This is a genomic window from Microbulbifer sp. ABM4_008, assembly GCF_056311705.1.
The window spans coordinates 2,501-20,468 of sequence record NZ_CM149970.1 but is presented as its reverse complement, the minus strand read 5'-3'; the positions used below and the strand labels follow the sequence as shown (position 1 = coordinate 20,468).

The following is a 17,968-nucleotide window of genomic DNA, read 5'->3' as shown; positions in this document are numbered from 1 at the left end:
ATGCCGTGGTTCGATCTGCCTGCACCGCAGAACTACTTTATATACGCCACATTAGGTTATTGAAGGAACCATTAACTGCATGGAATCAATAGTGCTTAACTAAACAATTAACACAATAGGCTGTATCCCATTCAATTACCCGTGACACATCAATTATGGCCATAAAAGCGCTGCTCAACTTTCTGCCACTGCGCCAATGCAGTTTGTGAGTGCAAACAAACTGTGAGTCTCTCGAACCTTGAGGCATAAGCGCGTAAAACGGCCAATCCCTGGTGTGCCGCAATCTCGTGAGGGAAGCGGTTAGTGCCAGCTCCCAATGCCGGAAACAGTATCGTTTTGCAGCCGCGCTCTATCGCCAACTCTAAAACACTTTCATAGCAGTGTCTCAACAGCACTATGGCCTGGCTCCCCCATTGATCGCCACTGCTCCACTGGGGCGTAACAGTATGCAATAAGTAATCGACCGGTAAATCATAGGCTCGAGTCACGCGAGCTTCACCAACTGGGCATGCTCTTTGATTGGCACATTGGGGGGTTAACCGAGTCCCGCACTGGGCATAAATCTGCGCTGAAAGCCCCCGCCCCCGAATAAGATGCTTGTGTGCCGGACACACCAGAGCATCTCCACGCATCGTCAAGATATCGCCAGAAGTCAGTTGAATTTGTGTCACGATTTCTCAGTTCTAAAGTTTGAGTTACTGATACTGTAGCTTGCTACTTTGGTCGGTGACAGATTCCCCCTATACTCACCATTGCTTCACTCCGGCAGTGGCTACCAGCATAGTTGTATGATGCAGGACGGTCCCGAGCAAGCGGAAGGTTGCAGTCGGTATAGCAACGGGAATGACTATGAGCTCAGGGTATAACAATCAAAACCCCGCGATATCCACCTCTATTGATGAAGTGCAGCGCATAGATCTGCGCAGACGGATATTGGCCTCCTCTTATATGCTGATATTCGCTATGGCTATCACCGGAGCCATGGCGATCATCGCCCTTACTGCAACTAATATCCTGCAGGCATCGACGCTTTTTATCGTCGCGGTGGTTATTTTATTTGCATATATCACTGTCAACATTATCGGTCCTACCGAGAAAACGCCATTATTGGTGGGAATTCTTTTATTGGCGCTGTATTTCTACTTACTAATGACTGGTGGTGTAAACAATACCGGATTGATGTGGGCAGTTATGCTGGTCCCCGGATTTATCAACCTTTACGGCTATAAAACCGGCACCACTGCACTGCTCGGCATAGGTCTCGCTACGGCAGCAATCCTGTTTTATCCGGATTTCCCAGGGCTCACGGCCAAATATGATACGGCCTATCGTGCGCGTTTTATTGCAGTATTTGGTGCACTCACGGCTCTAACTGCATTACTTGACAGTAGCCGTCACCAAACTCAACAGCTCCTCCAGCGATTAACAGGTGAATTGGAGACCTATGCTGCCACGGACACATTGACCGGATTAGCAAATCGCAGAGAAGCATTTCGCGCCATTCATGAATTAGAACGCCGGAATGATGAGCTGAAAGATCAATATGTCATCCTTATCGGAGACTTAGATAACTTCAAGACGATCAACGATACCTACGGACACTCCTTTGGCGACCGCGTATTACAAGATGTTGCCAAGATACTGAAAAGTAACACCCGGTCTGAGGATATTGTGGCGCGCTGGGGCGGCGAAGAATTTTTATTGCTATTGCCGAATACTGACTTGAAAGGCGGCAGTGTCCTTGCAGAAAAACTTCGTCGCAGAGTATCCACCCTCAGTCGCCGCTATACACGCCCGGTAAAAATCTCAATCAGTCTCGGAGTCGTCGAAGGCAGCACCAATGGCAAGCCACTCAATCAGCTATTGGCCGAAGCAGATAAACGTATGTATCGAGCCAAGAATGGCGGGCGCAACAAAGTGGTAGCCGCATAAATATTAAGTCACCAAGTGGCGCAGTAGATAGCCAACGACGAGTGCCAGGGCCGCTGCGCTACTGCCAAAAAACAGAGTTTTTAAGCCCGCCACCAGCAGGTGGTGGGAAAACACCAGTCCTTTGCACAAGCCAATAGCAAAAAAAGCGCAGACCGACAGAACGGCGCTCGCATAAAATTGTTCGGCGGGATTAAGGCTGTGGAAAAGGTAGGGCAGCAGGGGAATAGCACCTACACACAAAAAAGCGGCGAAGGTTATCAGTGCCGCCCCCAGAGGCTTATGCTCTAAGCGGCTTATACCGTACTCTTCCGCCAGCATTGTCTCTATCCACAGCTTTTGATTCGCAGTGATAGTGGCAACAATATTATCGAGAACTTCACCTCGAAATCCCTTTCGATAAAAAATCTGCCTGATCTCTTCCCGCTCTCCCTCGGGAATTAAAGCAATATGCTGACGCTCTGTACGCATAGCCGCGGCTCGTTGCTCACGCTCCACACTGGCAGCTTCATAATTGCTTACCGCCATGCTGAAACCATCAGCGATAAGGTTGGCAAAGCCCATCACGAGCACAACCGCTTCGGAGAAGCCTGCACCAAAAGCGCCTGCAACAATGGCAAAGGTAGTTACGCAGCCATCTATCGCTCCCAAAACAAAATCAGAGAGCCACTGTGACTGTGGACGACTTCGCAAGCGCGCCTCAATACGCTCCGGTCGATGCTCCTCAATTAGCGCTTCCCGGCTTTCCTGTTGGTGTTTTGGGTTTTGCCGGTCCATAACCAGGCGAGCTACTGTAAAAACCGCTGCATAACATAAGCATCTTGCAACCTTCCCAAAGGATCTGTAAATGCTCTATCTAGCGTTTTGATAATAGTGAAGCCCAGCTCGGTATAAAGGGTAATTACGGGCTCATTGTCGCTGGGAACGTAGTTGAACTGCATTTCCAAATAGCCGGCGTCCTGGGCTCTGGCGACTGCATGCTGGACCAGTGCACGATCTACACCGCGATCGCGCACATCCGTGTGCACGAGAAAGTTGGCTGTCGCGACATGGCTATGAATACCAGGGAAATTAACCCCTAATTTATACACCCCCAGCAGGTGAGGTAACTCTTCGGTAACATAAGTCTGTAAGTCGTCATTAAGCCATTGAGCAGAAAACACTTCTCGACTGATCTTATGCGAGAAAGGCAGATCCCCTCTGTTTCGCACAACACTAAAGAGGCTCCACATGCCTTCGAGGTCACTCTCTATAGCCTGCCGAATATCCATAGGAATCCATATCTCAGACGCCTTGCCGCACTTGCCTAGCGCACAATGAAGCTCCCCCGATCCACACCGGTATTTCCAGTCTTGGGATCATAGGCATATAGCACAATTTCATAAACACCTGGCAAATCCGTCGCAAAGGGCGCACTAAAGGTATTCATAGTCTCCTGTATCTCTAGCGGCACTCGAGCAAATGATTTGCCATCTCTTTTAACCAATGCCACAACTTCTATCTTACTGCCATCCCAAATCCCACCATCGGTAAGTGAACATCCGCACATCATTACCACATTAGCGCGAATCTCAAAGGGGCTCTGGTCCAAGCCTGTATAGAGATGGGTCTGTGGGCTGAGTAAATCTACCAACATTCCCGGAATTTCCACAATCAGCCCATCACCAGAAATAGGCTTTCCCGGAACCAGCCAGGTCTGTGTCTGCGCCACCACTCGGGCCTGCTTTTTGATATACGGTGCAAGAACTTCCACCGTCAGAAACACCGGCTCACTGATATTCAGTGTAGCGGTAAAATGTGCAGCGCCATCGGCGATAGGTTGGAACCTCTCTCGGGGCCTTTTCATAATTCTGGTGGTGTCACCGGTGCTCCCTTGGGTAAGCCCCTTGGCAAGAATTTCCCCAGAATCTGCATCGCGAATAATAACCATGGCACCACCGATGGAGGAGCCAATAAACTTGGCATCCATGGCCTTGGCGCGCACGGTAATTTCAGTGGGTGTTGGCTCCGCCCATAAAGCGGAAGGAAACAGTTGTAATAGCAGAGCGACGATAATAAATCCTGAACGTCTCATAGATACTCCTCTCTTATACATTGCCCAGCAGATAATAAGCCCCAAAAATACCCACTCCCCAAAACACAGCCCCTACAGCCAACCAAACAAAATTCCAGGGAGTAAATCTCGAGTTAGCCTGTCCTGAAATATCTCCATTAACCATATTGGCAGCTTTCTGTCCCTCATAAAGTGGCCACAATGTAAAGGGTAAGAGAAGTATGCTTACTATATCGATCAATGAAATTACATCGGAGTAATAGGAAATCCTGTCGACAATAGCCCCGGCAATCGCAAAAACTACATATAACGTAGCCCAAAGTGCCGGCACCCAGCGGTAATCCACCTTATCAATCTCGATACGGCTTTGAATCCTGGAAAAAAGGGAATGAGTAAAAAAGATAGAGAATATCGCCCGCATAACCGGCCACATATTCTCTCCACTAGCACGCTGATATTCTGCCCAATGACGGTAAAACCAATAAACTGAATAGATGCCCACTGTACCTAGGCTCATTACCCAGAATTTGGTTGGTGAAACTATATAAAACTGCGCTTCATCTTCTGAAACAGTATCTAATTCAGCCTCTGGGGCAGAGTAAATATTTGAATCCATTGGGACTTTTCCATAAACAATTATTTTAGGGAAAACCAGCTTTCCTCTATACACAGACGATATTCACAGAAATAAGCCCAATAAAAAAGCCGGGCTATGCCCGGCTTTTTAAAAGAGTCAGCTAAGAAGCTTATGATTGCTTCACTGATTCCACCCAAGAGGCTACGCGGCTCTCCAATACTGGCACTGGCAAAGCACCGCCACCCAGTACGGTATCGTGGAATCCGCGAATATCGAATTTATCACCCAACTGATCTTCAGCCTGCTTGCGCAGCTCCTGAATTTTCAGCATACCGATCTTGTAAGCAGTCGCCTGGCCCGGCCACGCCAGGTAACGACGTACTTCGGAACGAACTGCAGTCTCGGGGATTGCGGAGTTTTGCAGGAAGTACTCCACCGCTTGCTCTTCACTCCAGCCTTTGGCGTGCAGGCCGGTATCAACAACGAGGCGAATGGCTCGCCACATTTCAGCGGTCAGGTGGCCAAACAGGTTATAGGGATCTTCGAAGGCCCCCATTTCTTTAGCAAGCTTCTCAGAGTACAGCGCCCAGCCCTCTACATAGACAGTAAAGTGAGCTTGAGTGCGGAACTGCGGGATACCTTCCAATTCCTGAGCAATTGAGATCTGCATATGGTGACCGGGGTTGCCTTCGTGGTAGGCCACAGTTTCCATATCAGTCGTGGAATAGGCACTCATATCGGACAGGTGCGCATAGTAAATACCCGGGCGGGAACCGTCGGGAGTGCCGGGGTAGTAATGCTGGGCACCTCCATCCTGTTCGCGGAAAGACTCAACCCGCTTTACTACCAACTCAGCTTTCGGCAGAAGGCCAAAGTATTCCGGCAATTTCTTGGTAATGTTGTCCAGGAACGCGGTTGAGTCAGCCAGGTAGCCCTGGCGACCTTCATCGGTATTCGGGTAGTAGAATTGGCCATCTTCGCGAATAAACTTGAAGAAGTCCTGCAGGCTACCTTCGAAACCAACCTGCTTCTTGATAGTTTCCATCTCACCACGGATACGCGCCACTTCTTCCAGGCCGATATTGTGGATCTGGTCGGCAGTCAGATCCGTAGTTGTGGTGTTGGCCAGGCGTTGATTGTAGTAAGCCATACCATTGGGCAAGCTACTAGCACCTTGAGGCTCTGCTGAGGCCTTCTGCATATCCGCTTTGAGCCAGGTAACCAGCCCTTGATATGCGGGGAAGAACTCAGTCTCTAATGCCTTGCGCGCTTCCGCGGTCAGCTTGTCTGCCTGCTTCTGATCAATAGTACCGACTTCGAGCAGCTCAGCGATCTTTCCTTTGGCACCGGCCCACAGAGGTGCGTCTTCACCATCGGTAAACGGCGCGCCTTCAATCAATTTACTGGACTGATCAATCGCACCTTCATAGGCAAAGCGCGGGGGGCGGATACCTTCTTTGGACGACAGCTTGGCGCGGTCAAGCAGCTGGTTGATCGCGCGGGAGATACCACCGATACGGGTGATATACGCCTGCATATCTTCAATGTTGTCGACCTTGTGGAAGTTCAGCAGGAAGTTGGGCAACTGCGATTGTGCACCTCCCATCTGCTCAAAGATGTAGCCGTGACGGATAAACGGCGCAGCGGCCTTGGCCTGTTCAAACTGATAAATCCAGATATCGTAGGAAGTTTTCCCTTCCTGGGTCAGCTTGCTGTAGTCGAAATTCTTCTTGAGCTCTTCAACACTTTTCTCTTGCCAAACCAAGCGGCGAGCCTCTGCGGCTTCACTCATATCGTCGATTTGGTCGTAGTGGTCTTTGCGGCCCAGGTAGGACAGCTGAATCGGGCTGAACTGCAGCTGTTCCTCATAACGCTCATCCAGCCACTCAGTCAGGCGCTTGGTTTCGGCAACCGCATCTACAGTTACTGAGGCCTCGGCAACCGCATTTTGGGGCTTATCTGCGTTAGCTACAGTCTGGGTACTCTTGTCACCCTGACAGCCCGCAAGGATAGCGACAGCCAGCAGGCTGGGGATCAGTGGGTTGTTCAGCTTTATCGGCATCTTCCTATCTCGATCAAAAGTTGTACAAAAAAACGCCGCTAACTTTGACACGAATTCGGTGAGGTGTCGATTCATGCCCCTCAGAACGCCATATGTTTGCGTTGAGTTGAGGCAAATCGGAGATTTTGGACTAGGTGGACCCAATACCTGGAGCAGGATATTTCCACAAGTGACCCTCCGGTAATGGACTAACGCCGGCTTGTGACCCGGTCCACGATATGAAGCTCCCGTTGGGGAAAGGGTACCGTCAAGCCTTCTGCCTCCATGGCAGGCTTAAGCTTTTGCATCAGGGACCAATAAACATCCCAGTACTGATAATTGGCAGCCCAGGCCCGCAACTGTAAATTTACCGCGCTGTCAGCAAGCGCCTTAACAGCGAAACTTGGCTCTGGCTCAGCGAGAATACGGAGTTCCTGTTCTACCAAGCGACGTAATACTGTTAGACCGCGATCAATGTCATCGCCATAGGCGATACCCGCCACAATCTCGATACGGCGAGTCTTATTGCGACTGAAGTTGGTGAGCACTTGCCCCCAGATAGCACTGTTGGGTGCGGTAATACGCAGCCCATCCGTGGTATCCAGCTCCGTAGTAAATAGCCCTACCTCGCGAACAGTGCCCATTATGTTACCGAACTGAATCACATCCCCAACGCGGAACGGCCGCAATCCCAGCAGTAGAAACCCCGAAGCAATATTTTGCAGGGTATCTTTCAACGCTAAGGCTACTGCCACACCAGTAGCGCCGAGTAGAGCAATTAAGCTGGTAGTGTTAATACCAAATACATCCAATACCAGCAGTGCGCCAACAATATAAACTGCCCAGCTCGAAATACTGCGCAGTACCGAGCGCAAGGTAACATCAAACCGGTCCGGCAGACGATCAACCGCTCGGCGGGCAAGATGGGCCACAAACAGCGTCACCAAAACTACCAGTAGTGCGGCCGCCAACTTTAGGGGTAATGCAGTTACTTGGGGCCAATACTCATTGAGTAAGCTATTAATATTCATCGATCCCCGAAAATAAATCCCTATTTTAAATTCAAGCCAAACCTAAATTCTGCGCCTCATCGACACAACGCTGATGAGCCGGACAAGTTTCCAAGTGATCATTGACCATTCCAGTTGCCTGCATATGCGCGTACATAATGGTTGATCCCACAAAACTAAAACCCGCTTTCTTTAACGCCTTACTCATCGCATCAGATTCTGCTGTAGTGGCCGGCACCTGCTTCATGGAGCGGGGGCGATTAACAATCACTCTTCCACCGGTGAACTGCCAGAGAAAATCCTTTAAGGATATACCGCGATCGCGCAACTCGAGGGTTGCCCGTGCATTCTTGATGGCCGATTCAACCTTGAGCCGGTTGCGAATAATTCCCGGGTTTAGAAGTAATTTCTCTACCTTTTTAGGGGTGTAGCGAGCAATTTTTTCAGCATCAAAATTATTAAACAGTTTACGGTAATTCTCCCGCTTATTGAGCACTGTAATCCAAGATAAGCCCGCCTGGGCCCCCTCCAGCAACAAAAACTCAAACAGGGTTTGATCATCGGTAACCGGCCTACCCCACTCCTCATCGTGGTAACTTTGATAAAGTGGTGTAGACAGGCACCAGTCACAGCGCTTTTCCGCCATCATTATTTCCTTTTTATGACTAGCTTGCGCCAGAGAAAAAGTAATACTGAATAAGCTGTAAAACCAAAAGCAAGGCAACTAACCCAAAAATAATATTATTACGATTCACTTCGACTCCAACAAATTGTTCTGTACTAACCAATCGCGACATTCGCATAACATAGTATCCAAAGCCACCCCCGATTGATAACCGAGTTCACGTTCAGCCTTAGCACTACTAGCAACGACTCTCCGCGTTACCAACGTGGCCTTTTCAGGAGTAATAACCGGCTCTTGCCCACTCACCCGAGACCAGAGATCGGAAAACCAGGCGATAGATTGAATTAGAAATGCCGGTGTGGTGCGTTTTGGTACAGGTTTATGCAATAACTCAGCAATCTTTCCAAAGAATTCTAAAAAACTGGCATCCGTTCCGGCCAGGATATAATTTTCACCACACCGCCCTTTTTCAACCGCATCGATATGGGCTCGCGCTACTGCACCGGCATGGCAAAAAGAACCCCAGCCCGGTGGAACACCTGGTAATTGATTTTTATCAATCAGAAAAAAGGTCTGCGCCCAACTGGTGGTATCGTATTTACCCACAATTGCGCAAGGGTTAAGAAATACCGCATCCAGGCCCTGCTCAATTTCTTTGCGAACGGCAATTTCCTCTCTTTTTTTCGTGTAAAGATAGTGATGGTGAGGATCATCTGCCAGCTTATCACTTTCTTCAGTAATTCTTTCCTTATGGTAGCCATAAGCAGAAATTGAGCTGGTCACCACCATACGCCCTACATTTTTCTCCCTGGCAACTTTGGCAATATTCGCTGCCCCCTCAACATTATCTTTCCATTGCTGGGCATTACCGCCGCGCCACATACTGGTATTAGCCGCCATATGGAAAAGCGCATCGACGTTATCTGGGATTGCAGCTTGAAGGGACTGAGGATCATTCAGAGAGGCTTCAACCAGGTTGACGCCCAAAGAGCGTAACTTATCGGTATTGGAGGTGCGCCGATGCATAGCGGTAACTTTCCATCCATCACCAACCAATTGCTCTACTAAATTAGCGCCGAGAAAACCGGTTCCCCCGGTTACAAATGCATGTTTCATAAATCCACCGGATGAGTTGTTATCGTTATTCATACCCAGTGACTAGCTCTATCGAAGCCACCTCCTCCCGGAAGGGCAGACCGGTTGGTGATACCACCACTCCGACAGAGTGGGCGGCACACTAACTTCATTAGTGACACCGCCCCAAAACTAAACCCTATTTGCAATCGTCCTACCGGGAGTTTTATTGATTGATCCCGCTATTACTCTTGCTGGGTTAGCTGGAAAGGCTACTTGATTTTCATGCCCAGCTGGTAGGCAAGGAAGCTCCACTGATTGGCGAAGTCTTCCACCTGCATCCATACCGGCTTGCCTGCACCGTGCCCTGCCCGAGTCTCCACGGCAAGCCAGACCGGTCTGTCACAGCCCTGATCCCTTTGTAGGGCTGCCGCAAATTTGTAGCTGTGCCAGGGAACCACTCGATCATCGCGATCGGCAGTGGTGATCAGCGTGGCCGGATAGCAGGTGCCCTCACGGGTGTTGTGGACTGGAGAATAGGCATGCAGCGCTTTGAACTCATCGCGATTTTCACTAAGCCCATAATCGCTCGACCACTGCCGCGCATTGGCGGAGGCGGTGTGGTAACGCAGCATGTCCAGGACACCCACTACCGGTAATGCCGCCGCAAACAAGTCCGGGCGTTGTACCAGTGTTGCCCCCGCCAAGAGTCCACCATTGGAGCGACCACTGATAGCAAGCTTTTCAGGAGAAGTCACTTTCTCCTCGATCAGCCACTCAGCTGCAGCGATAAAATCATCAAAGACATTTTGCTTTTGCGTCTTGGTACCCGCCTGGTGCCAAGCATTGCCGTACTCGCTACCACCACGTAAGTTGGCCAGTGCCAGGGTGCCGCCCATATCCAACCAACCGACAAAGCGGTTGTAGAAGCGCGGTAACTGAGCGGAGTTAAAACCACCATACCCATAAAGCAGCGTGGGGTTGGAGCCATCGCGCTTCATTCCCTTCTTATGCACGAGGAATAGAGGCACCTGGGTACCGTCCTTACTCTTATAGAAATGCTGGCTCACAGTCAGGTCGGAAAAATCTGCTGCATATTTTGGCTGCTTGAACAGTTTGGTTTCGCCAGTCTGTACATTCAGGTGGTAGATACTCGGCGGGGTAATAAAATTAGAGAAAGCGTAGAAGGTCTCGACTTCATTCGGCTCACCGTAAAACCCCTTCACTGAGCCCACCCCTGGCAGCTTCAGCTCGTACTGTTTCTTACCGTTAGTATCGGTCACCAGCACTCGCGATTTCGCATCCTCCAGGTAGTGAAGCACAAAGCGATCACCGATATAACTGGCACTCTGCAGGGCACTAGTCGTCTCCGGCACCAGATCGCGCCAGTGTTTGCGTTGCGGCTTATTCAGATCAATAGCGATTACACGGCCCAGCGGCGCCCCCGCACTGGTCTCAAAGTAAAAGGTGCTCCCTTTATTTCCGAGATACTGGTATAGGCCATCCCAGTCATCCAGAAGCTTAACTACCTTGCCGCTTTCATCGCGTAAATCGCGATAGTAAAAGCCGTTCGAGTCATAGCCGTCGAAGATACCAAACAGGAGATAGTTGCCATCATCACTCACCGACGCCCCCGGATTGCGGGTGGGATGGTCAGTAATTTCATAGACCAGTTGATCACTCTCCTGGGCATCTTCCAGTCGGTGAAAATATACGGCTACCTGTTTGCTATCATCCGCCGTGCCATCTCTGTTAAACGGGTACCGGCTATAGTAAAAACCGGACTCATCCGGCGCCCAACTGGCATCACTAAACTTGATACCGGTCAGTTGTTCCTTCAGATCCTTGCCTGTCTTTAGGTCGCGAATACGATAGTCGGTCCAGTCAGTGCCACCATCCGAGATACCGTAAGCCAGATAGCGGCCCTTTGGACTGACTTTGAGGCGCTTGGCAGCAATAGTGCCATCTTCACTTAGGGTGCGTGGATCTAAAACCGTATCGCCCTCAGCAGACAGGCTAGAGGCCTTATAGAAAACATTCTGATCCCAATCACCGGTGTTGTAGCTGTAGTAATAGCTATCGCCCTTCTTGTACGGAACACCGTAGCGCTCGTAGCGCCATAGTTCTGCAAGCCGGTCATTGATTTTCTGCCACCCGGGCAGGTCCTTCAAACGCGGTAATGAATGATCATTCTGTTTGGCCACCCAACTCTTTACCTCATCACTGGACATTTTTTCCATCCAGCGATAGGGGTCAGCCACCTTTTGACCAAAATATTCATCAATTTGAGCACCCGGTTTACTATCCGGATAGCTATCAGCTGCGTGAACACTCACCGCAGCAAGTGCACCGGCAACTAGTGCCACTAGCTGTCTCTTCATACCGTTATTCTCGGTTTCTCTACTGGGAACAGTCCGCTAATCTAGGCGATTTAGACGATCGGTTCCAGAGCAGCAGAGAGAAGTGAGATGAAAGGATTGATCCAAAGGGTAAGCCATGCCCAGGTTAATGTAGCGGGAGAGGCCGTTGGGGCCATAGATAAGGGTATCCTCCTGCTGCTAGGTATCGAAGCCCAGGACACTACCGATAGTGCAGATAAGCTGCTGCACAAAGTCCTGAATTACCGTATTTTTCCCGATGATAAAGGGCGTATGAATCTCAACCTCCAAAAGGCGGGAGGTGGGCTCCTGATTGTCAGTCAGTTCACACTAGTTGCCGAAACTGATAGAGGTTTACGCCCGAGCTTTAGTCGCGGCGCATCACCAGAATACGCGGAGGAGCTCTACAACTATTTCGTTAAAAGTTCCAAAGCCCAATTTACACCAGTGGCCACTGGAATATTTGCAGCGGATATGCAGGTTTCACTAGTCAATGACGGCCCGGTAACTTTTATGCTGGAAACCTAGAGACCTTCCACAGGCTCTTTCTGTTGTTTCACCTAATCAGGAAAACTCTACCAGTTGGTTAGGTTGCTAATGACTAAAAATATCGCTAAGAAATAGAGAGGCAAAAGGATGACTAAGAAGCCTATAGTAGTAAACAGTGATATCAAACTCGATCCACTTTCGGATAGTGACACAGAAGTCATCTTTGCCTTAATTGAAAATAACAGACCACTGCTAGAGAAATATCTCTATTGGGCAAAGCTTGTTATCGACCTCCCGACCACTGAAAAATATATTACCGATAGAATATTCAGTAATAGCTTCGGAGCATCCTGGTACAAGATCCACTATTCAGGCAAAGTAGTCGGGATCTTTGGTATCAAGGAAATTGATCTTAAAAAACAAAATGCAGAAATAGGATATTGGCTATGTAAAAGCTGCCACGGCAATGGAATCGTGACTCGAATCGTAAATAGAATATCTAGCTACTTGAAAGATCTACACGATATTCAAGCGTTGAAAATTCACTGCTTATCTGAAAACAGTGCCAGCATAGCCGTAGCAGAACGCGTAGGTGGAGTGCATAGTGAAACTATTCCAAATTATTATTCGATTGATGGAATATTCCAGGACTTGAAAATCTACACAGTTCCTACCTGATTCATTATTTTAACTGTGGAGTACAGGAATATTTATTGCTGAATATTTACTGGGCTCCACTCAATACCATCTGACCCTTGTCCCGCATTAAATATACGCTTAACTTTCCAAGTTGCGGTATCTATTTCAATAACTTTTCCGTCTCTCTGAGAACCGGCAAACAAAAACTTTCCGTCCGGAGAGAAAAATAGCGACGCTGGCTGTCTGGCCCCTGCGCTGCCGACATCAATCTCATGTAACTGTTTACGGGTCTTGGCGTCATACACCAGTATACGATTACCATTTAAGTCTGCTACAGCTACCACTTCGCCATCAGGGTGAAATCTGATTCGGATAGGCAGAAAACCAACATCTATCGTTTCTTTTTGCTTTAACGTTTCAGTATCGAAAATAAAGATATTTTCTGACTGATTATTTCCTATCCATAGCTCGCTATTATCGGGGCTTACCCACACCGCCTCCGGCCCATCCCCTGCCGGTATTGTAGATTTCAACTCCATAGTCTCTGTATCAATTACACTGAACGTATCCGACCCCCGGCTAGTAACGTAGGCGGTCTTCAGATCAGGTGATAGTGCAAGCATATGGCTACCTACCTGATCAGTACGGGCAACTCCCAATACTTTTCCTTCAGCCACATCCACCTTTATCACGTCGCTGGTTTCTTCTGTCGTAACAATCACATTATTGCTATCGCCCAGCCAAGCGATACCGTGAGGGCCTTTGTGTGGACTGATATCAATTCTTTTCAGGCGCTTACCGCTCGCGATATCGAATACATTCAGCTCTTCTCCCACGTAGCCATCTTCAAGGTAAGAAACTACCACCACTTTAGATTTATCCGGCGACACTATTAATTCATGGGGCGAACCTCCAGTTTCCGGTTTCTTAACCTCTTGGCCGGAAGCCAGGTTAATAAAACTCACCGTGCCCTCATATTTATTTCCTACTACTAACGTCTGCGCCCTTAGCGATCCAGCAGCTAAAAGTACTAATGACATGGAAATTAAAAGTAGAAATCTCATTAGCAAGCCTCTCGGAGGAATTTGTCGCTAATAGAATGCTTCCTTAACAGCACATCCCAGCGAGCCTTTTAGAACTGAAAAGTCAGCCCTGGTTATCCACTGAAACACTGGATAATAGATCGTAAAAATAGAATTCTTTAGATGTTTTCTTCATTACAGGGACGTTACTAACAGAATTCTTGGATAGTACTGTGCATAACTTTTGGATAGAGGTCTGGAAGCCTTTAATTTCGTGCAATGAAATAATTCGATTAAAAAACCAACGAAAAAAGTGTCAGGTTATCCACTAAAAGTAAGACCAGAACGTTACTAACAGAAAGTCTGGATAGAGTTGTGTATAACTTTAATAAATGGGCTACAGGCCCCGTGGTTACAGGGGATCACTGCAGAGACTAAAAAATCACCGATATTTTTATGGGCTAATTTTAATTTTTGGCGGGAGTGGTATGGGTACTTTTCTGGTTTTTACGCGGGTTATTTTTGTTGGATGATTTTTTGAGTGAGTGCAAAGGCGTTTGGAGAGAAGATCGGTAAAGACCTATTTTTATAGGCTTTTTAGGAGAGTGTCTGTTTAAGGTGCTCAAGTAGTTTTAGGTTTTTATTTTTTGTTTACTGACTGATTTTTTAAATAGAAAGTTAAGCATTAAATTTTTTCAGAGTTACTTTTATTTTTTCTATTTAATTTTTGCTAAATATTTTCTGCTTTCTCTTTCTTATTTTTGTCTTTTGTTTTTTTTGTTTTTTAAAATATTTTTTCAGCCATAAAAAAAGGGCCACCCTATTGGGTGGCCCTTTTCGGATTAGAAGCCTGACGATGACCTACTCTCACATGGGGAAGCCCCACACTACCATCGGCGATGTTGCGTTTCACTTCTGAGTTCGGCAAGGGATCAGGTGGTTCCACAACTCTATTGTCGTCAGGCAAACTGGCTTGGGTTGGCATTGGTCTTATAAGCAAAGTGCTTGGCCTGCCGTGTTATCGCTGTTTGCCTCGGTCATGTTATTGACCGGCGATAACCCCAAATAAGTCGGTAAAACAATCTGTAGTAATACACCGCAAGCGATCGTATGTCTCTAACTCACAATCCGCTAGCTTAGCTAGTCGTTAGTAACCATCTCTGTTGTATGGTCAAGCCGCACGGGCAATTAGTACTGGTTAGCTCAACGCCTCACAACGCTTCCACACCCAGCCTATCAACGTGGTAGTCTTCCACGGCCCTTCAGGAGGCTCAAGGCCTCAGGGAGATCTTATCTTGAAGGAGGCTTCCCGCTTAGATGCTTTCAGCGGTTATCCCGTCCGAACATAGCTACCCGGCAATGCCACTGGCGTGACAACCGGAACACCAGAGGTTCGTTCACTCCGGTCCTCTCGTACTAGGAGCAACTCTTCTCAAATCTCCAACGCCCACGGCAGATAGGGACCGAACTGTCTCACGACGTTCTAAACCCAGCTCGCGTACCACTTTAAATGGCGAACAGCCATACCCTTGGGACCGGCTTCAGCCCCAGGATGTGATGAGCCGACATCGAGGTGCCAAACACCGCCGTCGATGTGAACTCTTGGGCGGTATCAGCCTGTTATCCCCGGAGTACCTTTTATCCGTTGAGCGATGGCCCTTCCATACAGAACCACCGGATCACTATGACCTACTTTCGTACCTGCTCGACATGTCTGTCTCGCAGTCAAGCGCACTTATACCATTATGCTCATTGCATGATTTCCGACCATGCTGAGTGCACCTTCGTACTCCTCCGTTACTCTTTGGGAGGAGACCGCCCCAGTCAAACTACCCACCATACACTGTCCTCGATCCGGATAACGGACCAGAGTTAGAACCTCAAACATACCAGGGTGGTATTTCAAGGACGGCTCCACAACAACTAGCGTCGCTGCTTCAAAGCCTCCCACCTATCCTACACAAATAGGCTCAAAGTTCAGTGCAAAGCTGTAGTAAAGGTTCACGGGGTCTTTCCGTCTAGCCGCGGGTACACTGCATCTTAACAGCGATTTCAATTTCACTGAGTCTCTGGTGGAGACAGCGTGGCCATCGTTACGCCATTCGTGCAGGTCGGAACTTACCCGACAAGGAATTTCGCTACCTTAGGACCGTTATAGTTACGGCCGCCGTTTACCGGGGCTTCGATCAAGAGCTTCGCCGAAGCTAACCCCATCAATTAACCTTCCGGCACCGGGCAGGCGTCACACCCTATACGTCCTCTTACGAGTTTGCAGAGTGCTATGTTTTTAATAAACAGTCGCAGCCACCTGGTCACTTCGACCGGCCTCAGCTTAGGGAGCAAGTCCCATCACCAAAACCGGCGTACCTTCTCCCGAAGTTACGGTACCATTTTGCCTAGTTCCTTCACCAGAGTTCTCTCAAGCGCCTTGGTATTCTCTACCTGACCACCTGTGTCGGTTTAGAGTACGATTCACTATTACCTGAAGCTTAGAAGTTTTTCCTGGAAGCAGGGCATCAACCACTTCACCCACTAAGTGGGCTTCGTCATCAGTTCTCAGCCTTAGGGACCCGGATTTGCCTAAGTCCCCAGCCTACAACCTTAAACATGGACAACCAATCGCCATGCTGGCCTAGCCTTCTCCGTCACTCCGTCGCAGTAATAGCGAGTACAGGAATATTAACCTGTTTCCCATCGACTACGGCTTTCGCCCTCGCCTTAGGGGTCGACTAACCCTGTCCCGATTAGCGTTGGACAGGAACCCTTGGTCTTCCGGCGGGGAGGTTTTTCACCTCCCTTATCGTTACTCATGTCAGCATTCGCACTTGTGATACCTCCAGCAGACCTCCCGATCCACCTTCAACGGCTTACACAACGCTCCTCTACCATGCTCCTAAGAGCATCCGCAGCTTCGGTTATCAGTTTGAGCCCCGGTATATCTTCCGCGCAGGCCGACTCGACTAGTGAGCTATTACGCTTTCTTTAAAGGATGGCTGCTTCTAAGCCAACCTCCTAGCTGTCTGGGCCTTCCCACATCGTTTCCCACTTAACTGATATTTGGGACCTTAGCTGGCGGTCTGGGTTGTTTCCCTTTCCACGACGGACGTTAGCACCCGCCGTGTGTCTCCCGCGATTGCACTCCTCGGTATTCGGAGTTTGCATGGGGTTGGTAAGTCGGGATGACCCCCTAGCCCAAACAGTGCTCTACCCCCGAGGGTGAGACGCGAGGCGCTACCTAAATAGCTTTCGAGGAGAACCAGCTATCTCCCGGCTTGATTAGCCTTTCACTCCGATCCACAGGTCATCCCCTAATTTTTCAACATTAGTGGGTTCGGTCCTCCAGTTGATGTTACTCAACCTTCAACCTGCCCATGGATAGATCGCCGGGTTTCGGGTCTATTGCCTGCAACTAAACGCCCTATTAAGACTCGATTTCTCTACGGCTCCCCTAAGCGGTTAACCTTGCTACAGACAATAAGTCGCTGACCCATTATACAAAAGGTACGCAGTCACCCCGAAGGGCTCCTACTGCTTGTACGTATACGGTTTCAGGTTCTATTTCACTCCCCTCTCCGGGGTTCTTTTCGCCTTTCCCTCACGGTACTGGTTCACTATCGGTCAGCTGGGAGTATTTAGCCTTGGAGGATGGTCCCCCCATATTCAGTCAAGATAACACGTGTCCCGACCTACTCGATTTCACTCTAAATGCCTTTTCGTGTACGGGGCTATCACCCTGTATCGCGGTACTTTCCAGAACCTTCCACTAAAACATAAAGAGCTTAAGGGCTAATCCCCGTTCGCTCGCCGCTACTAAGGGAATCTCGGTTGATTTCTTTTCCTCCGGGTACTTAGATGTTTCAGTTCCCCGGGTTCGCCTCCATAACCTATGTATTCAGTTATGGATACTCCTAAAAGGAGTGGGTTTCCCCATTCGGACATTCTAGGATCAAAGCTTGTGTGCCAGCTCCCCTAGACTTTTCGCAGGCTCCTACGTCCTTCATCGCCTCCAGCTGCCAAGGCATCCACCGTATACGCTTAGTCGCTTGACCATACAACACAAACGACTACTAACGACTTTTAACATCCAGGTAAAATCCTGGACGCCGGATTGTGTGCTTGAGAGACACACAA

General features: G+C 48.9%; 14 protein-coding genes and 2 rRNA genes. 3 read left to right on the top strand and 13 right to left on the bottom strand.

The features are described 5' to 3' along the window. Window positions 1–149: 149 nt before the first annotated feature. Window positions 150–671 (bottom strand): macro domain-containing protein, encoded by a 522-nt coding sequence (locus ACYX4J_RS00095; RefSeq protein WP_444895764.1) that lies wholly within the window; start codon window positions 669–671, stop codon window positions 150–152. Window positions 672–849: 178 nt separating this feature from the next. Here ACYX4J_RS00095 and ACYX4J_RS00090 point away from each other — a divergent pair, with 178 nt between their 5' ends. After that, on the top strand, window positions 850–1,932 hold the full coding sequence (locus tag ACYX4J_RS00090; protein ID WP_444895763.1) for a GGDEF domain-containing protein: 1,083 nt from the start codon (window positions 850–852) through the stop codon (window positions 1,930–1,932). Between the two features lie 3 nt (window positions 1,933–1,935). Here ACYX4J_RS00090 and ACYX4J_RS00085 read toward each other — a convergent pair whose 3' ends face one another. The 9 genes from ACYX4J_RS00085 to ACYX4J_RS00045 all read right to left on the bottom strand — a co-directional run bounded on the left by ACYX4J_RS00085 (window position 1,936) and on the right by ACYX4J_RS00045 (window position 11,690). Beyond that, on the bottom strand, window positions 1,936–2,706 hold the full coding sequence (locus ACYX4J_RS00085) for a VIT1/CCC1 transporter family protein (protein ID WP_444895762.1): 771 nt from the start codon (window positions 2,704–2,706) through the stop codon (window positions 1,936–1,938). An 11-nt stretch (window positions 2,707–2,717) separates the two neighbouring features. Beyond that, on the bottom strand, window positions 2,718–3,200 hold the full coding sequence (locus tag ACYX4J_RS00080) for an N-acetyltransferase family protein (RefSeq protein ID WP_475709171.1): 483 nt from the start codon (window positions 3,198–3,200) through the stop codon (window positions 2,718–2,720). 35 nt (window positions 3,201–3,235) lie between these two features. After that, window positions 3,236–4,003, bottom strand: coding sequence for a hypothetical protein (locus ACYX4J_RS00075; protein ID WP_475709170.1), 768 nt, complete (start codon window positions 4,001–4,003; stop codon window positions 3,236–3,238). A 13-nt stretch (window positions 4,004–4,016) separates the two neighbouring features. After that, the gene (locus tag ACYX4J_RS00070) at window positions 4,017–4,598 is read right to left on the bottom strand and encodes a hypothetical protein (protein ID WP_444918527.1); all 582 of its coding nucleotides are present in this window, start codon (window positions 4,596–4,598) and stop codon (window positions 4,017–4,019) included. 130 nt (window positions 4,599–4,728) lie between these two features. Next, window positions 4,729–6,621 (bottom strand): DUF885 domain-containing protein, encoded by a 1,893-nt coding sequence (locus ACYX4J_RS00065; protein WP_444895758.1) that lies wholly within the window; start codon window positions 6,619–6,621, stop codon window positions 4,729–4,731. 188 nt (window positions 6,622–6,809) lie between these two features. Then, window positions 6,810–7,631 (bottom strand): mechanosensitive ion channel family protein, encoded by an 822-nt coding sequence (locus ACYX4J_RS00060; RefSeq protein ID WP_476177603.1) that lies wholly within the window; start codon window positions 7,629–7,631, stop codon window positions 6,810–6,812. 31 nt (window positions 7,632–7,662) lie between these two features. Next, on the bottom strand, window positions 7,663–8,256 hold the full coding sequence (locus tag ACYX4J_RS00055; protein WP_444908394.1) for a DNA-3-methyladenine glycosylase I: 594 nt from the start codon (window positions 8,254–8,256) through the stop codon (window positions 7,663–7,665). 105 nt (window positions 8,257–8,361) lie between these two features. Further along, window positions 8,362–9,351, bottom strand: a complete 990-nt coding sequence (locus ACYX4J_RS00050) for an SDR family oxidoreductase (RefSeq protein WP_476177602.1) — start codon at window positions 9,349–9,351, stop codon at window positions 8,362–8,364. A 230-nt stretch (window positions 9,352–9,581) separates the two neighbouring features. Beyond that, window positions 9,582–11,690, bottom strand: coding sequence for a prolyl oligopeptidase family serine peptidase (locus tag ACYX4J_RS00045; RefSeq protein ID WP_476177601.1), 2,109 nt, complete (start codon window positions 11,688–11,690; stop codon window positions 9,582–9,584). An 87-nt stretch (window positions 11,691–11,777) separates the two neighbouring features. Here ACYX4J_RS00045 and dtd point away from each other — a divergent pair, with 87 nt between their 5' ends. Both dtd and ACYX4J_RS00035 read left to right on the top strand, forming a co-directional pair. Next, complete coding sequence (gene dtd / locus ACYX4J_RS00040; protein WP_413663730.1) at window positions 11,778–12,215, top strand: D-aminoacyl-tRNA deacylase; 438 nt, start codon at window positions 11,778–11,780, stop codon at window positions 12,213–12,215. A gap of 108 nt (window positions 12,216–12,323) precedes the next feature. Beyond that, window positions 12,324–12,854, top strand: a complete 531-nt coding sequence (locus ACYX4J_RS00035; RefSeq protein WP_444895754.1) for a GNAT family N-acetyltransferase — start codon at window positions 12,324–12,326, stop codon at window positions 12,852–12,854. A gap of 32 nt (window positions 12,855–12,886) precedes the next feature. Here ACYX4J_RS00035 and ACYX4J_RS00030 read toward each other — a convergent pair whose 3' ends face one another. The 3 genes from ACYX4J_RS00030 to ACYX4J_RS00020 form a co-directional block, all read right to left on the bottom strand. Then, window positions 12,887–13,879, bottom strand: a complete 993-nt coding sequence (locus ACYX4J_RS00030; protein ID WP_476177600.1) for a YncE family protein — start codon at window positions 13,877–13,879, stop codon at window positions 12,887–12,889. An 806-nt stretch (window positions 13,880–14,685) separates the two neighbouring features. Then, a 5S ribosomal RNA gene (gene rrf, locus ACYX4J_RS00025) occupies window positions 14,686–14,801 on the bottom strand. A gap of 203 nt (window positions 14,802–15,004) precedes the next feature. After that, window positions 15,005–17,886, bottom strand: a 23S ribosomal RNA gene (locus ACYX4J_RS00020). Window positions 17,887–17,968: the final 82 nt, after the last annotated feature.

Coding starts and splice junctions, on each gene's coding strand:
- ACYX4J_RS00090 (WP_444895763.1), top strand. CDS start 850: ATGAGCTCAGGGTATAACAATCAAAACCCCGCGATATCCACCTCTATT.
- ACYX4J_RS00085 (WP_444895762.1), bottom strand. CDS start 2,706: ATGGACCGGCAAAACCCAAAACACCAACAGGAAAGCCGGGAAGCGCTA.
- ACYX4J_RS00080 (WP_475709171.1), bottom strand. CDS start 3,200: ATGGATATTCGGCAGGCTATAGAGAGTGACCTCGAAGGCATGTGGAGC.
- ACYX4J_RS00075 (WP_475709170.1), bottom strand. CDS start 4,003: ATGAGACGTTCAGGATTTATTATCGTCGCTCTGCTATTACAACTGTTT.
- ACYX4J_RS00070 (WP_444918527.1), bottom strand. CDS start 4,598: ATGGATTCAAATATTTACTCTGCCCCAGAGGCTGAATTAGATACTGTT.
- ACYX4J_RS00065 (WP_444895758.1), bottom strand. CDS start 6,621: ATGCCGATAAAGCTGAACAACCCACTGATCCCCAGCCTGCTGGCTGTC.
- ACYX4J_RS00060 (WP_476177603.1), bottom strand. CDS start 7,631: ATGAATATTAATAGCTTACTCAATGAGTATTGGCCCCAAGTAACTGCA.
- ACYX4J_RS00055 (WP_444908394.1), bottom strand. CDS start 8,256: ATGGCGGAAAAGCGCTGTGACTGGTGCCTGTCTACACCACTTTATCAA.
- ACYX4J_RS00050 (WP_476177602.1), bottom strand. CDS start 9,351: ATGAAACATGCATTTGTAACCGGGGGAACCGGTTTTCTCGGCGCTAAT.
- ACYX4J_RS00045 (WP_476177601.1), bottom strand. CDS start 11,690: ATGAAGAGACAGCTAGTGGCACTAGTTGCCGGTGCACTTGCTGCGGTG.
- dtd (WP_413663730.1), top strand. CDS start 11,778: ATGAAAGGATTGATCCAAAGGGTAAGCCATGCCCAGGTTAATGTAGCG.
- ACYX4J_RS00035 (WP_444895754.1), top strand. CDS start 12,324: ATGACTAAGAAGCCTATAGTAGTAAACAGTGATATCAAACTCGATCCA.
- ACYX4J_RS00030 (WP_476177600.1), bottom strand. CDS start 13,879: ATGAGATTTCTACTTTTAATTTCCATGTCATTAGTACTTTTAGCTGCT.